At 70.1% G+C, this 15320-nt stretch carries 14 protein-coding genes; 9 read left to right on the forward strand and 5 right to left on the reverse strand.

Features of this window, described 5'->3' with window-relative positions; translation table 11 throughout:
- The first annotated feature begins 506 nt into the window (after nucleotides 1–506).
- From GA707_RS02180 to GA707_RS02210, 7 genes are read left to right on the forward strand one after another with little or no spacing between them, the layout of a single operon-like run.
- Nucleotides 507–2243, forward strand: a complete 1737-nt coding sequence (locus tag GA707_RS02180) for a nitrite/sulfite reductase (protein ID WP_152176756.1) — start codon at nucleotides 507–509, stop codon at nucleotides 2241–2243.
- Nucleotides 2240–2992: a phosphoadenylyl-sulfate reductase gene (locus GA707_RS02185; protein ID WP_152176757.1), complete on the forward strand. Its 753-nt coding sequence runs from the start codon at nucleotides 2240–2242 to the stop codon at nucleotides 2990–2992. Before GA707_RS02180 ends, GA707_RS02185 begins: the two co-directional genes overlap by 4 nt.
- The gene (gene cysD / locus GA707_RS02190; protein WP_152176758.1) at nucleotides 2989–3942 is read left to right on the forward strand and encodes a sulfate adenylyltransferase subunit CysD; all 954 of its coding nucleotides are present in this window, start codon (nucleotides 2989–2991) and stop codon (nucleotides 3940–3942) included. The genes GA707_RS02185 and cysD overlap by 4 nt, the downstream gene beginning before the upstream one ends.
- Complete coding sequence (locus GA707_RS02195; protein ID WP_152176759.1) at nucleotides 3942–5291, forward strand: sulfate adenylyltransferase subunit 1; 1350 nt, start codon at nucleotides 3942–3944, stop codon at nucleotides 5289–5291. Before cysD ends, GA707_RS02195 begins: the two co-directional genes overlap by 1 nt.
- Nucleotides 5288–6550 carry a uroporphyrinogen-III C-methyltransferase gene (gene cobA, locus GA707_RS02200; RefSeq protein WP_152176760.1) on the forward strand — a complete coding sequence of 421 codons (1263 nt, stop codon included), beginning with the start codon at nucleotides 5288–5290 and terminating at the stop codon, nucleotides 6548–6550. Before GA707_RS02195 ends, cobA begins: the two co-directional genes overlap by 4 nt.
- Nucleotides 6547–7470, forward strand: coding sequence for a sulfite exporter TauE/SafE family protein (locus GA707_RS02205; protein ID WP_152176761.1), 924 nt, complete (start codon nucleotides 6547–6549; stop codon nucleotides 7468–7470). The genes cobA and GA707_RS02205 overlap by 4 nt, the downstream gene beginning before the upstream one ends.
- On the forward strand, nucleotides 7467–8180 hold the full coding sequence (locus tag GA707_RS02210) for a sirohydrochlorin chelatase (RefSeq protein WP_193315122.1): 714 nt from the start codon (nucleotides 7467–7469) through the stop codon (nucleotides 8178–8180). Before GA707_RS02205 ends, GA707_RS02210 begins: the two co-directional genes overlap by 4 nt.
- Nucleotides 8181–8201: 21 nt before the next feature.
- Here the strand turns inward: GA707_RS02210 and GA707_RS02215 are convergent, their stop codons facing one another.
- Nucleotides 8202–9092 carry a phytanoyl-CoA dioxygenase family protein gene (locus GA707_RS02215; protein ID WP_152176763.1) on the reverse strand — a complete coding sequence of 297 codons (891 nt, stop codon included), beginning with the start codon at nucleotides 9090–9092 and terminating at the stop codon, nucleotides 8202–8204.
- Between the two features lie 154 nt (nucleotides 9093–9246).
- Between GA707_RS02215 and GA707_RS02220 the strand changes: the two genes are divergently transcribed.
- Nucleotides 9247–9732, forward strand: a complete 486-nt coding sequence (locus GA707_RS02220) for a hypothetical protein (RefSeq protein WP_226963470.1) — start codon at nucleotides 9247–9249, stop codon at nucleotides 9730–9732.
- Nucleotides 9733–9742: 10 nt separating this feature from the next.
- A complete protein-coding gene (locus GA707_RS02225; protein ID WP_152176764.1) occupies nucleotides 9743–10489 on the forward strand; it encodes a TIGR03089 family protein in 747 nt (248 codons plus the stop codon).
- A gap of 251 nt (nucleotides 10490–10740) precedes the next feature.
- Here the strand turns inward: GA707_RS02225 and tuf are convergent, their stop codons facing one another.
- The 4 genes from tuf to rpsL all read right to left on the reverse strand — a co-directional run bounded on the left by tuf (nucleotide 10741) and on the right by rpsL (nucleotide 15145).
- Nucleotides 10741–11937 carry an elongation factor Tu gene (gene tuf, locus GA707_RS02230; protein ID WP_152176765.1) on the reverse strand — a complete coding sequence of 399 codons (1197 nt, stop codon included), beginning with the start codon at nucleotides 11935–11937 and terminating at the stop codon, nucleotides 10741–10743.
- 146 nt (nucleotides 11938–12083) lie between these two features.
- Nucleotides 12084–14198 carry an elongation factor G gene (gene fusA, locus GA707_RS02235; RefSeq protein WP_152176766.1) on the reverse strand — a complete coding sequence of 705 codons (2115 nt, stop codon included), beginning with the start codon at nucleotides 14196–14198 and terminating at the stop codon, nucleotides 12084–12086.
- Nucleotides 14199–14300: 102 nt separating this feature from the next.
- Nucleotides 14301–14771, reverse strand: coding sequence for a 30S ribosomal protein S7 (gene rpsG / locus GA707_RS02240; RefSeq protein ID WP_152176767.1), 471 nt, complete (start codon nucleotides 14769–14771; stop codon nucleotides 14301–14303).
- Complete coding sequence (gene rpsL, locus GA707_RS02245; protein ID WP_152177050.1) at nucleotides 14771–15145, reverse strand: 30S ribosomal protein S12; 375 nt, start codon at nucleotides 15143–15145, stop codon at nucleotides 14771–14773. Before rpsL ends, rpsG begins: the two co-directional genes overlap by 1 nt.
- Between the last annotated feature and the right edge of the window lie 175 nt (nucleotides 15146–15320).

Consider the following 15320-nt stretch of genomic DNA (forward strand, 5'->3'; position numbering starts at 1 on the left):
GCCAGAGCAAGCAACCCGACTAGTCTGCCAGAGCCCGCGCTGACGGCCAAATCGCCCGGGTCGGCGCCGCGACCGAGGCCACCGCCACGGCCTGCCACGAGGGACCGCATCAGATCGTGTCAGATCGCGAGACGCTTCGTGGGTAAGGTTGCGTTATCCGACCGATAACGCTCAATAATGTCGCCATGGACACCAGCGGCCGCACCCTCGTCCGGCGCCCCGAAGTCGACCTCCAGCGCGTGAGCAGCGCGCTCATGTGTCGCTGCCGCTGACCTACCCGGCACGCGCCGCCCCTCCCCCGCCCGGCTCGGAGCCATCTCCGTCCGCCCGCCACCGTTCGACGGGACCACGCGCGTCCTCGGAGTGCGGACCCGAGCACCGCTCGTCCCCGCCTCTCGCTGCGACGTACGCACCGCATACCGCCTCGTCGAACCGCTCGACCACGTGCACCTCGACCGGTGACCGTGCGCCCCCGTCACGTCCGCCCTCATCTGGGAGAGATCTTCATGACCATCGAGGCACCCGCCACCCGCCCCGCGCCCCGGGTGCGCCCGTCCCGCTCGAGCCGGCCCCAGGGCCAGTGGGCCGTCGACGGCCGAGAGCCGCTCAACGACAACGAGCGGTTCAAGGCGGCCGACAACGGCCTCAACGTGCGCCGCCGCATCGAGGAGGTGTATGCGGTGGCCGGCTTCGACGCGATCCCCACCGAGGACCTCCACGGGCGGTTCCGCTGGTGGGGGCTCTACACCCAGCGCCGCCCCGGCATCGACGGGGGGCGGACCGCCCAGCTCGAGCCGCACGAGCTCGAGGACCGGTACTTCATGCTTCGGGTCCGGATCGACGGCGGGGCGGTGACGACGGACCAGCTGCGCACCATCGCCGGCATCTCCACCGAGTTCGCGCGGGACACCGCGGACATCAGCGATCGGCAGAACATCCAGTACCACTGGATCGGCATCGAGGACGTGCCGGAGATCTGGCGCCGCCTCGAGGCCGTCGGACTCTCGACCACGGAGGCCTGCGGGGACACCCCGCGCGTCGTCCTCGGCAGCCCGCTCGCGGGGATCGCCGCCGACGAGATCCTCGACCCGACGCCCGTCATCGAGGAGATCCAGAGACGCTTCATCGGCGACCCCGACCTCGCGAACCTCCCCCGCAAGTTCAAGAGCGCAGTGACAGGGCATCCGAGTCTCGACGTCGTCCACGAGATCAACGACCTGTCGCTCGTCGGTGTCGTCCACCCGGAGCTCGGGCCCGGATACGACCTCTGGGTCGGTGGTGGGCTCTCGACCGCCCCCCGGCTTGCGGAGCGGCTCGGTGCCTTCGTTCCCCCGGAACGAGCGGCGGACGTGTGGCACGCCGTCGTGCGGCTGTACCGCGACTACGGCTTCCGGCGGCTGCGGGCAAAGGCCCGTCTGAAGTTCCTCCTCGCGGAGTGGGGCCCGGAGCGGTTCCGCGAGGTCCTGGAGCTGGAGTACCTCGACTCGCCCTTGCCCGACGGGCCGGCGCCCGCCCAACCGACGGGACCGGGGGACCACGTCGGGGTACACCGGCAGCGCGACGGACGCCTCTACGTCGGCCTCGCGCCGACCGTGGGCCGGGTCAGCGGAACCCGACTGGCCGCCCTCGCCGACCTGGCCGAGGCCGCCGGCTCGCGCCGCGTCCGGTTCACGCCGCACCAGAAGGTCGTCGTGCTCGACGTCCGTCAGAACGCCGTGGACGCCCTCCTCGAAGGATCGTCCGCCCTGGGCCTGACCGCGACGCCGTCGGTCTTCCGCCGCTCGACCATGGCGTGCACGGGCATCGAGTTCTGCAAGCTCGCGATCGTCGAGACGAAGGCGACTGCGGCTCGGGCGGTTGCCGAGCTCGAGGACCGCCTGAGCGACCTCGAGCCGTTGCTGGAGCGTCCGATCAGCCTGCACGTCAACGGCTGCCCGAACTCGTGCGCCCGGATCCAGGTCGCCGACATCGGCCTCAAGGGGCAGATCGTCACAACGGACGACGGCCAGCAAGTCCCCGGGTTCCAGGTGCACCTCGGCGGCGGGCTCGCCGGCTCAGGCGCCGGCGACGGGGGTGGTGACGGCGAGGCGGGCCTCGGCCGGACCGTTCGCGGTCTGAAGGTCACGGCCGAGGAGCTCGTGCCCTATGTCGAGCGGGTGGTCCGCCGTTTCGCCGCCGACCGCCGGCCCGCTGAGACCTTCGCCACCTGGGCCCACCGGGTCGACGACGAGGTGCTGACATGACCACGCAGGCCGTCGCGGACGCCCGCGCCGAGGCCGAGCAGGCGGCACACGAGTATGCGCGGGCCGGCGCCGAGGAGGTGCTCACCTGGGCGGCGCACCGGTTCGGGCGGGACCTGGCGGTGGCCGCCAGCATGGCCGACACGGTCCTGCCGCACCTGGTCTCGAGAGTCGTCCCCGATGTCGATGTCGTCTTCCTCGACACCGGGTACCACTTCCCCGAGACCCTCGCGACACGGGATGAGGCCGCCCGCGTCCTCGACATCACGGTGCGGGACATCCGCCCCGAGCTGACCGTCGCCGAGCAGGATGCGCGGTTCGGCCACGACCTGTTCGCCCGAGACCCGGGGGCGTGCTGCCGGATGCGAAAGGTCGAGCCGCTCCGGCGCGCCCTCTCCGGGTACTCGGCGTGGGTCACGGGCGTGCGCCGCGACGAGGCCCCGACCCGGGCCGCCACCCCCATCGTCGAGTGGGACGAGACCTTCGGGCTCGTCAAGGTCAACCCCCTCGTCGCGTGGACGGCGGACGACGTGACCGCCTACGCCTCCCGGCACGACCTGCCCACCAACCCCCTGCTCGAGCGAGGCTACCCCTCGATCGGCTGCGCCCCGTGCACCCGCCCGGTCGCCCCCGGCCAGGATCCCCGCTCCGGGCGCTGGAGCGGGTTCGCCAAGACCGAGTGCGGGCTGCACCCCGCAACGATCCCAGCCACCACCACCCCGGCCGCCACCTCGGACGAGGAGACCCGATGAGCCAGACCCTCGCCTACGACCCGTCGACCGATGCCCACGACCACGGTGCCACGGGAGGCGGACCCGACCTGCTCGACCTGCTCGAGAGCGAGGCGATCCTCGTCATCCGCGAGGTCGTCGCCGAGCTGGAGCGACCCGTCATCCTGTTCAGCGGCGGCAAGGACTCGGTGGTCTTGCTGCACCTGACGGCCAAGGCGCTGTGGCCGGGGCGCGTGACGGTTCCGGTGCTGCACGTCGACACCGGTCACAACTTCCCCGAGGTGCTCGCGTTCCGCGACGCAACGGTGGCCCGGTTCGGGCTGACCCTGCACGTCGCCCGCGTCCAGGACTACCTCGACGACGGTCGGCTGCGCGAGCGCACCGACGGCACCCGCAATCCGCTGCAGACCGTGCCGCTGCTCGACGCCATCACCGAGCATCGCTTCGACGGGGTGTTCGGCGGCGGTCGACGCGACGAGGACAAGGCGCGGGCGAAGGAGCGCATCGTCTCGCTGCGGGACGCGTTCGGGCAGTGGGACCCCAAGAACCAGCGGCCCGAGCTGTGGCGCGCCGTCAACACCCGGCACCGGCCCGGCGAGCACGTGCGGGTCTTTCCGCTGTCGAACTGGACCGAGCTCGACGTGTGGCGGTACATCGAGCGCGAGGGCATCGAGCTGCCGGACCTCTACTACGCCCATGAGCGTGAGGTGTTCGAGCGCGACGGCATGCTCCTCTCCCCCGGGCCATGGAGCCGGCCCCGGGCGGGCGAGGAGGTCCGGGTCGAGCAGGTCCGCTATCGAACCGTCGGCGACATGTCGTGCACCGGCGCGGTGCGCTCCACCGCGCGCACCGTCGGCGAGGTCGTCACCGAGGTCGCGGCGAGCACCGTGACCGAGCGGGGCGCGACCCGGGCCGACGACCGGATCTCCGAGGCAGCCATGGAGGACCGCAAGAAGGAGGGGTACTTCTGATGAGCACACCCACACTGCTCCGCCTCGCGACCGCGGGGTCGGTCGACGACGGCAAGTCCACACTCGTCGGCCGGCTGCTGCACGACACCAAGTCGGTGCTCGCCGACCAGCTCGCGGCCATCACCGACGCGAGCCGCCGACGCGGCTGGACCGGTGAGCTGGCCGACCTGGCCCTGCTGACCGACGGCCTGCGCGCCGAGCGTGAGCAGGGCATCACGATCGACGTCGCCTACCGCTACTTCGCGACGGCTCGGCGCTCGTTCGTGCTCGCCGACTGCCCCGGCCACGTGCAGTACACCCGCAACACGGTCACCGGTGCGAGCACCGCCGACGTCGTGCTCGTCCTCGTCGACGCCCGCCACGGCGTCGTCGAGCAGACCCGCCGCCACCTCGCCGTCGTGGGTCTCCTCCGAGTGCCGCACGTCGTCGTGGTCGTGAACAAGGTGGACCTCGTCGCCGACCCGGCCACCGCATACGACCGGACCGTCCTCGACATCGAGGACCTGCGGCGCACCCTCGACATCGACTCCGTCTCCGTCGTCCCGATCAGCGCCCTGCACGGCGACAATGTGGTCGAGCCGGGCCCGCACACGGACTGGTACGCCGGACCGACCCTGCTCGAGGTGCTCGAAACCCTGCCGGCGCACCGGTCCGGCGGGCCCGCACGCTTTCCGGTGCAGCTCGTCATCCGGCCACAGCACGGGGCGGTGGCGGCAGAGCACGTGGACTACCGCGGATACGCGGGGCACGTCTCGTCAGGCACCGTCCGGGTCGGCGACGAGGTCGTCGTGAGCTCCTCCGGCGTGCGGACGACGGTCGTCGGCATCGACCGGGGACCGGAGCCGCTCGACCAGGCGACTGCGCCGCTGTCGGTCACCCTGCGCCTCGCCGACGCCGTCGACGTCTCGCGCGGCGACGTCCTCGCGGCGGCCGACGAGCCGCCCACCCCGGTCAGGTCGGTCGAGGCCGTGCTCTGCTGGCTCTCGGAGCGGCCGCTGGTGCCGGGCGCACGGGTCCTCGTGGCGCACGGGACGCGCACGGTGCGCGCCGTGGTCTCAGACGTCGCAGAACGGCTCGACATCGGTCGGCTCGCGGTCGAGCCGGCTTCAGGAGCCGGACTCAACGACCTTGTCTCGGTGACACTCACCCTGGCCGAACCGCTCCCGCTCGAGCCCTACGCCCGGTCCCGCCACGGCGGATCCCTCCTCGTCGTGGACCCGCACGACGGCTGGACGCTGGCCGCCGGCATGGCGTATGCGACGCTCCCCGGCGCCGGCGCGTCGCCCGGGTCGCTGGGTGGGTCGGACCGGTTCGATGCAGCGGCGCCGCTCGCTGGGGAGCACCGATGAACGGCCCCGTCACCCTCCTCGGCCTGCGGCTGCGCGGCCGCCGGGTCGTCGCCGTCGGCGGCGGTCGGGTCACCGCCCGGCGGGTACGCGACCTGCTGGCGGACGGCGCGCTGGTGACCGTCGTCGCGCCGGTGGTGGACGAGGAGCTGCTCGCACTGGCGTCCGAGTCCCCTGCCGGTCGACTCACCCTGCTCACGCGGGAGTACTCCGGTCCGGCGGACCTCGAGGGCGCCTGGCTCGTGCACACCGCCACCGGCCACCCGGAGGTCGATCGCCGGGTCGGCATAGATGCCGAGGCGGCTCGGATCTGGTGCGTCGACGCGAGCGATGCCGACCGTGCCAGCGCTCATGTCCCGGCCCGCGGGGAGCTCCCGCTCGGAGATGCGACCCTGCGGGTCGCCGTCCACGGCGGCGGTGACCCCCGCCGGGCCGCGGTCGCCCGAACGGCGGCGGTCGAGCACCTCTCGTCCGGCATCGTCGACCTCCGGTCCCGCCGGGACCGGACCGGGTGGGTCGCCCTCGTCGGCGCCGGGCCCGGCGACGACGGGTTGCTGACCCGGCGGGCGGCGGCGCTGCTCGCGAGCGCCGACGTCGTCGTCACCGACCGCCTCGTCCCGACCTCGACCCTGGCCCTCCTCCCCCCGGGGGTGCGGGTGGTCGACGTGGGGAAGCAGCCGAACCACCATCCGGTCCCTCAGGACGAGATCAACGAGATCCTCGTCCGCGAGGCCGGCGCTGGGCGGGGCGTCGTCCGTTTCAAGGGTGGCGACCCCTATGTCCTCGGACGGGGCGGCGAGGAGCGCCTCGCCTGCGAGGCCGCCGGGATCCCGGTCGAGGTGGTGCCGGGGATCTCGTCGGCGATCGCCGTCCCGGCGGCGGCAGGCATCCCGGTCACGCACCGCGGCCTGGCCCGCGGCTTCACCGTCGTGACCGGCCACGAGGACCTCATGCGGCTGCCCCTCGGCGGTGACCACACCGTGGTCATCCTCATGGGGGTGGCCACGTTGCAGCGCAACGTCGAGTTCCTGCTCACCGGACGCGAGGAATCGACGCCGGTCGCCATCGTGGAGCGGGGGTGCACGCCGACTCAGCGGGTGACGCTGGGCACGCTCGAGGACATCGTCGAGCGCGCGGAGTCGGCCGAGGTCGTCAACCCGGCGGTGATCGTCGTCGGGGACGTCGTGCGCCTGGCGCACGACTGGCCACGGGAGGCGCCCGCGCCCGCGCTGGATGGAGCACTGGCCGGGGCGGGTCGGTGAGAGCGCTCATCCTCGTGGCCCTCGCGGGAGCGGGTGCACAGCTGGTCGACGGATCACTCGGGATGGGCTACGGCGTGACGTCCGCGTCACTGCTGTTGGCGCTCGGCACGGCACCGGCACTGGCCAGCGCGTCGGTCAACGTGGCCCAGCTCGGGACGACCCTGATCTCGGGTGCGAGCCACGCGAGGTTCGGGAACGTCGACTGGGCGGTCGTCCGCCGTCTGGCAGTGCCGGGCGGAATGGGGGCTCTGGCCGGTGCCGGCTTCCTCTCGAGCCTGTCCACCGCGGCGGCCCGGCCGCTCATGGCGGTCCTACTCGTCATCCTCGGCCTCGGGATCATCGCGCGGTTCGTGCTCGGCCGCGAGCCCGGTGCGGGGCGACTGGCGCGGTTCACCTCCCGTCGGATCTTCCTCGGCCCGCTCGGACTCGTCGGCGGCTTCGTCAACGCCACCGGGGGCGGGGGGTGGGGACCGGTCGTGACGTCGACACTGATCAGCACCTCTCCCCTCCCGCCTCGGCGGGTCATCGGCTCGGTGTCGGCCGCGGAGTTCGTCGTCACAGTATGTGCGAGCGTCGGCTTCCTCGTCGGTCTCGGCCTGGCCGGCATCGACCTGCGCCTCGTCGGGGCCCTCATGGCCGGTGGTGTCGTCGCGGCCCCTGTCGCCGCACGGCTGGCCGGACTGCTGCCCGCACCCGTTCTCGGCATCTGCGTCGGCGGCCTGATCCTCGCGCTCAACGCGGGCACGGTTCTGGCCCTCCTGGGGCTGGGGGGAATCGCAGCCACGGTCGTCGAGGGAGTCCTCACCGCCGCCTGGCTCGCGCTGCTCACCCGGGCCGTGGTCAGGGGGCGCACGGACCGCCCGAGCGATCGCCCGGAGGTCTCCCGCGACGACGACGAGATTCTCGAGGTGGGTCGGTGAGGCCACTCGTCGTGGCCGCTCACGGAACGGTGAGCGAAGCAGGGCGCGCGGTCATCGAGGACTGCGCTCGACGGGCGGCCGATCTCGTCGGGGCTCCCTGGCGCGTCGGCTACGTCGACGTGTGTGCGCCCGCCCTCGCGGACGTTCTGTCCGAGGCGGACGACTCCGTCGTCGTGCCGTTGTTCCTCACCTCCGGCTACCACGTGCGCTACGACGTCCCGGCTGCTGTCGCGCGCGCCCGAAGTGCCGTCGTCACCCCCGCACTGGGAGCCGGTCGCGCCGTGGTCGAGGCCCTCGGCGCACGAGTCCGCGAGGCGCTAGGTGCCCCGGGGCACGTGGGTGACCACATCGACGCGCTCGTGCTCGCCTCTGCGGGGTCGTCACTGGCGAGCGCCCGCGCGGAGGTCGACGAGGTGGCAGCGATGCTCGCCGAGACGGAACGCGTCCCGGTCTCCACCGCATACCTGTCCGGCCCGGGCACGGACCTGACCGCAGCCTGTGCCGCCCACCGGGAGGCCGGCCGAAGCCGTCTCGCCGTCGCGACCCATCTGCTCGCTCCGGGAGTGTTCCTCGACCGGGCCCGACGGGTCGCGGCCGACTGCGACGTCCTCGGCGTCGGCGCCGAGCTCGGGACCCACCCGGCCGTGAGCACTCTCGTTGCGGCGCGCTACACCGCAGCGCGGCTCACCCAGGCCGCCACGAGGACCTGACCAGCCGGCACCGGGTCGAGGTCAGCGGAGGTAGGGGATGGAGCGGTCGAGCAGGCCGCGCTCCTTGAGCTCCTTGCGCAGCGGGATCTCGTCATCGATCCAGCCGTCCTGGCGGATCCCCCAGAACGAGGCATGGTCCGGGCCATAGCCGAGCAGCTGCTGCTGCAGCGGCGTCAGCGAGGCGAACCAGTCGCTGTCCTGGTCCGCGACCGCCTCATCCAGCGGCCGGATCCAGCGGTAGGTGTAGCCGATGAACATCAGCTTGCGGACCCGCTCACTCTTGTTCATCGACCGGGAGTGCCACAGCCGCCGGTCGAAGATGAACGCATCCCCCGGCTCCAACAGCACCTCCATCGCACCCTCGGGCTCGACGATCGGGTCCCCCGGCTTCTCCGGACGACCCGCGAGCGTGTTGCTCAGGTGGCTGCCCGGGATGACCTTGGTGTTGCCGTACCCCGGCTCGGACAGGTCCGTCAGGGCATAACAGATCTTCGTCATGAACATCGGCCGCACATCCATGTCGATGTCCGAGTTCTGCCGGTACCCGTCCTGGTGCCAGTTCCAGAACGGCGGCTCGTCCTTCGGGGGGTTGACGTCGATGTGGTTGTGATGGGTGTAGATGTTCCAGCCCATGGTCCCCCAGATGTACGGGAACGTCGTCGGCCAGCTCAGCAGCTCCACGAACCGCGGGTCCCGGTTCAACCAGCCCATGACATGGATCGACCGGTCCGGACGCAACCGACCAGCCGCCTGCTCCTCGGCGTAGATCCGGTCCACGGCCTCCTCGAAGTACGCCCGGTCCGCCTCAGCGAGGGCGTTCTTGATGACGACGAAGCCGTCCCGCGCGTACTGCTCACGGATGGCGGGATCGAGCGGTTCGTAACCGGTCACATCGGTGGCGAAAGTGGTCATTCTGGTCCTGTCTCTCCTGTCCAGGCCGGGTGCGGCCTCGCTTATTCTTACCGACTGCACAGGGATTGCGGTGCAGCCACACCGGTGGCCACGATGGGGTGGATCGACGTGGGCAGGTCCGGATACCCCTATGGGTATGCGGTAGCCTGACCTCGTGACGCGATCTCACCTGTTCGTCCTCCGCGGTTGGAGCCCGCGGCGATGGCTCGTCGCGGCCTTGGCAGCCCTGGGGACCGTGCTGCTGATCGGACTGCCGACGGTGCTCATCCCCAACCCCGTCTTCGGGCGCGAGATACCGATGACGTGGTGGGCCTGGCCGACCCTGCTCGTCGCAGCGGCGCTCAGCGGCCTGCTGACGGCGACCTACGTCCGACAACCGAACCTGAGCGGGCTCGAGGAGGACGACGGCACGAAGAGCGGCATGGTGGGCGGTGTGCTCACCTTCTTCGCGGTCGGGTGCCCCGTCTGCAACAAGGTCGTCCTGGTGGCCCTCGGATCTGCCGGTGCGATGCAGTGGTTCGCTCCCCTCCAACCCGTGTTGGCTGTCGCGGCGGTGGCCGCGCTGGCCTGGGCGCTGCACGTGCGGCTCCGCGGCGAGCGCGCCTGCGCCCTGACGCCGGCGGTGTCGACCGCCCCGTAGGCTGGCGCGGGTGACCCGACCCGACGCTCTCCTCGCCCAGCTCCAGCGATCCGACGCCGCCCGACCGAGGATCACGTGCTACGACGACACTGACGGCCCGACCAACGGGGAGCGGATCGAACTGTCCGCCCGCGTGCTCTCCAACTGGGTCGCCAAGGCGGCGAACGCGCTGCAGGAGGACTACGACATCGAACCCGGGTCGGTCGTGCTGCTGGCGCTTCCGCCGCACTGGCGCACCGCATACTGGGCTCTTGCCGTGTGGTCGGTCGGGGGCTGTGTCGCGCTGGATGCGGACCAGCCGGCCGACGTCTGCGTGAGTGACGACCGCGCAGTGCTCGCCGACTTCGTCGACCGGTCCGGCGCCGGCGCCGGCGCAGTCCTTGTGACCCTGGCGGCGCTGGCCCGTCACGCGGATGAGCGCGTTGGCGACGGAGTCATGGACGAGGCGGCCCAGCTCTCGACCTACGCCGATCAGTTCGACGCGTGGGCCGAGGCAGATGACGACGACCCGGCCCTCGTCCTCGACGGTGACCCGGTCGGCTACGCGGCCCTGTCGTCGTGGGCGGGCCAGTCGGAGCTCCGTCAGACGGAGGGCGCGCCACGGGTGCACCTGTCGACGTACGACACCGCGCTGTTCCTGCGGGTTCTCGTCTCCGCCTGGGAGGCCGACGGCTCGCTTGTGCTCAGCAGGGGTGAGCCCGATGTCGAGACCGTGGCTGCGCGGCTCGTCAGCGAGGGCGTCACCCACACCCTGTGACGCCGCGGTACTGACCTCGTTAACGGCACGTGCGGCAGAGCGTCGAGCCACGACAGATGGTTTCGTCCACGCTCCACGGCGTGAAACGTGTCGAGAACCATCCCTCGTCGGTGTTCGAGGCGCCAAGGCGGGAGGCGACACGACTCCACTCCAGCTGGCCTGACCTCCCCACCGCGTCCCACGCACACGACAGGGCCCCACCCGCCGAAGCGGATGGGGCCCTGTGCTGTTGCGACTGGCGTCGCGTCAGATCACTTGGTGATCTTGGTGACGCGGCCGGCGCCGACGGTGCGGCCACCCTCGCGGATCGCGAAGCGGAGGCCGTCCTCCATGGCGATCGGCTGGATGAGCTCGACGCGCATCTCGGTGTTGTCGCCGGGCATGACCATCTCGGTGCCCTCGGGCAGGTGCACGACACCGGTGACGTCCGTGGTCCGGAAGTAGAACTGCGGACGGTAGTTGTCGTAGAACGGCGTGTGCCGGCCACCCTCGTCCTTGGAGAGGATGTAGACGTTGGCCTCGAACTCGGTGTGCGGCGTGATCGAGCCGGGCTTGACGACGACCTGGCCGCGCTCGACGTCCTCACGCTTGGTGCCACGGAGGAGCAGACCGACGTTCTCACCCGCGCGACCCTCGTCGAGGAGCTTGCGGAACATCTCGATGCCGGTGACGGTGGTCTTGGCGGGCGGACCCTCGTGGATGCCGACGATCTCGACCTCCTCGTTGACCTTGAGGACACCGCGCTCGATACGGCCGGTGACGACGGTGCCACGACCGGTGATCGTGAAGACGTCCTCGACGGGCATGAGGAACGGCTTGTCGATGTCGCGCTCAGGCTCGGGGATGTAGGTGTCGACGGCCTCCATGAGGTCGAGGACGGTCTGGCCCCACTCGGCGTCGCCCTCGAGGGCCTTGAGCGCCGAGACCTTGACGACCGGCAGGTCGTCACCGGGGAACTCGTAGTCGGAGAGGAGCTCACGGACCTCCATCTCGACGAGCTCCATGATCTCCTCGTCGTCGACCATGTCGGCCTTGTTCAGCGCGACGACGATGTAGGGCACACCGACCTGGCGGGCGAGGAGGACGTGCTCCTTCGTCTGCGGCATCGGACCGTCGGTCGCCGCGACGACGAGGATGGCGCCGTCCATCTGGGCCGCACCGGTGATCATGTTCTTCACGTAGTCGGCGTGACCGGGGCAGTCGACGTGCGCGTAGTGACGCGACTCGGTCTGGTACTCGATGTGCGCGATCGAGATCGTGATACCGCGCTGCTTCTCCTCCGGAGCCTTGTCGATGTCGTCGAACGCGAACACCGGGTTCAGGTCGGGGTACTTGTCGTGCAGGACCTTGGAGATCGCAGCCGTCAGCGTCGTCTTACCGTGGTCGATGTGACCGATGGTGCCGATGTTGACGTGCGGCTTGGTCCGCTCGAACTTTGCCTTCGCCACTTGTGTGTCCTCCTCAGGACTTCTTGGTTAACGCCTGACGACCGGGCGGACGTCGCGTCGATTACAGGGTGATGGCCGGCCGCCCTGCGCGAGGCGTCGGGCGGCCAACCGGTGTTTTGTCTAGAGACCAGCGACCAGTCTAGCGGTCACTCGCCCCGAGTCTTCTTGATGATCTCCTCGGCGACGGCCTTGGGAACCTCGGCGTACGAGTCGAACTCCATCGAGTAGTTCGCCCGGCCCTGCGTCTTGGACCGCAGGTCGCCGACGTAGCCGAACATCTCCGACAGGGGGACCAGTCCGCGGACGATCTTGGCGCCGCTGATGTCCTCCATCGCCTGGATGTGACCACGGCGCGAGTTGATGTCGCCGATGACGTCACCCATGTACTCCTCGGGTGTGCGCACCTCGACGAGCATCATCGGCTCGAGCAGGACGGGGTCCGCCTTGCGGATCGCCTCCTTGAAGGCCATCGAACCGGCGATCTTGAACGCCATCTCGGACGAGTCGACGTCGTGGTAGGCGCCGTCGAGCAGGGTCGCCTTGACCCCGACCATCGGGTACCCGGCCAGGACGCCGTACTGCATGGCGTCCTGGATGCCGGCGTCCACGGAGGGGATGTACTCCTTGGGCACGCGGCCGCCGGTGACCTTGTTCTCGAACTCGTAGAGCTCGCCCTCGGCCGCCGTCAGGGGCTCGAAGCTCACCTGGACCTTGGCGAACTGCCCGGAGCCACCGGTCTGCTTCTTGTGCGTGTAGTCGTACTTCTCCACCACACGGCGAATCGTCTCGCGGTAGGCCACCTGCGGCTTGCCCACGTTCGCCTCGACCTTGAACTCGCGCCGCATGCGGTCGACGAGGATGTCGAGGTGCAGCTCGCCCATGCCGGCGATGATCGTCTGGCCGGTGTCCTCGTCGAGGTGGACCTGGAACGTCGGGTCCTCCTCGGCGAGCTTCTGGATGGCCGTTCCCAGCTTCTCCTGGTCACCCTTGGTCTTGGGCTCGATGGCCACCTGGATGACGGGCTCGGGGAAGGTCATCGACTCGAGGACGATCTGCGCGTTGGGGTCGCACAGGGTGTCACCCGTGGTCGTGGTCTTCAGGCCGATCGCGGCGTAGATGTGTCCCGCGAGGGCCTCGTCGACCGGGTTTTCCTTGTTGGCGTGCATCTGGAAGAGCTTGCCGACGCGCTCCTTCTTCCCCTTCGTGGAGTTGTACACCTGCGAGCCCGCAGCGATGCGGCCGGAGTACACGCGGATGAAGGTGAGGGTGCCGAAGAAGGGGTGGGTCGCGACCTTGAAGGCCAACGCGGCGAACGGCTCCTCCGTGCTCGGCTTGCGCGAGAGGTGCTCGGCCTCGTGCCCGGGCGTGTGACCGGAGACGGCGGGGACGTCGAGCGGGTTGGGCAGGTAGTCGACGACGGCGTCGAGCATCGGCTGGACACCGCGGTTCTTGAAGGCCGAGCCGCAGATGACCGGGTAGACGGTCGAGGAGATGGTGAGCTTGCGGATCCCCGCCTTGAGCTCCTCGATGGTGAGCTCCTCACCCTCGAGGTACTTCTCCATGAGGGCGTCGTCGGCCTCGGCGACCGTCTCGACCAGCTCCTGGCGGTACTGCTCGGCCTTCTCCTGCAGGTCCGCCGGAATGTCCTGGACCTCGTACTTGGCGCCCATGGTGACGTCGCCCTTGGCGTCGCCCTCCCAGACCAGCGCCTTCATCTGCAGCAGGTCGACGACCCCGATGAAGTCGCTCTCTATGCCGATCGGCAGCTGGAGGACGAGCGGGGTGGCGCCGAGACGATCCTTGATGGTCTGGACCGTGAAATAGAAGTCCGCCCCGAGCTTGTCCATCTTGTTGACGAAGCAGATCCGCGGCACGTCGTACTTGTCGGCCTGACGCCACACGGTCTCGGACTGGGGCTCGACGCCCTCCTTGCCGTCGAAGACCGCGACCGCACCGTCGAGGACGCGCAGCGAGCGCTCCACCTCGACGGTGAAGTCGACGTGACCCGGGGTGTCGATGATGTTGATCTGGTTGTTGTTCCAGAAGCAGGTCACGGCCGCGGAGGTGATGGTGATCCCCCGCTCCTTCTCCTGCTCCATCCAGTCGGTGGTCGACGCGCCGTCGTGGGTCTCCCCCATCTTGCGGTTGACACCGGTGTAGAAGAGGACACGTTCGGTCGTCGTCGTCTTGCCGGCGTCGATGTGCGCCATGATCCCGATGTTGCGGACCTTGGTCAGGTCGGTCAGGACATCCTGTGCCACGTTCGTTCTCTCAGTTCGTATGCGGTCGCGAAGATCGCGAGTGGGTCGCGGTGCGGTGGTCGCGGCGGTGGGCGGCCGGTCGGGCCGCCCACCGCCCGCGACTCACCAGCGGTAGTGCGCGAAGGCCTTGTTGGACTCGGCCATCTTGTGGGTGTCCTCGCGGCGCTTGACGGCTGCGCCCAGACCGTTGGAGGCGTCGAGGATCTCGTTCATGAGGCGCTCGGTCATCGTCTTCTCGCGACGCTGGCGCGCGTAGCCGACGAGCCAGCGCAGCGACAGCGTGGTCGCGCGGCCGGGCTTGACCTCGACGGGCACCTGGTAGGTGGCACCGCCGACGCGGCGGGACTTGACCTCCAGGGTCGGGCGCACGTTGTCGAGCGCGCGCTTGAGGGTCTGCACGGGGTCGGTGCCGGTCTTCTCGCGGCAGCCCTCGAGGGCGCCGTAGACGATGCCCTCGGCGATGGACTTCTTGCCGTCGAGCAGGATCTTGTTCACGAGCTGGGTGACCAGCGTGGACTGGTAGACCGGGTCGACGACCAGGGGGCGCTTGGGAGCGGGGCCCTTACGAGGCATTACTTCTTCTCCTTCTTCGCGCCGTATCGGGAACGCGCCTGCTGACGGTTCTTCACGCCCTGGGTGTCGAGCGTGCCGCGGATGATCTTGTAGCGAACGCCGGGCAGGTCCTTCACACGGCCGCCACGGACGAGCACGATCGAGTGCTCCTGGAGGTTGTGGCCGACGCCGGGGATGTAGGCCGTGACCTCGATGCCGCTCGACAGCCGCACACGGGCGACCTTGCGGAGGGCGGAGTTCGGCTTCTTGGGGGTGGTGGTGTAGACGCGCGTGCACACGCCGCGGCGCTGCGGGGAGCCCTTGAGGGCAGGAGTCTTGACCTTGGTGGTCTTGTCCTGCCGGCCCTTGCGCACCAGCTGGTTGATCGTAGGCAACCTGGGTTCTCCATACTTGTCGTCGTGTCCTGCCCCGCCGTCCTCGGCTGACAGGTCCTTGGTCATGGCCCTCACGCATTCGACGCCTCGTCGGCGTCCGGTCGCTCGGGTGCTCCTCCCTGCATTCCCCGCCACGCGGTCACCGATGGTGTGTTGATCGGGGACCGAGCGTGGG

The sequence above is a fragment of the Nostocoides sp. F2B08 genome (genome assembly GCF_009184895.1).
Taxonomy (GTDB): Bacteria; Actinomycetota; Actinomycetes; order Actinomycetales; family Dermatophilaceae; genus F2B08.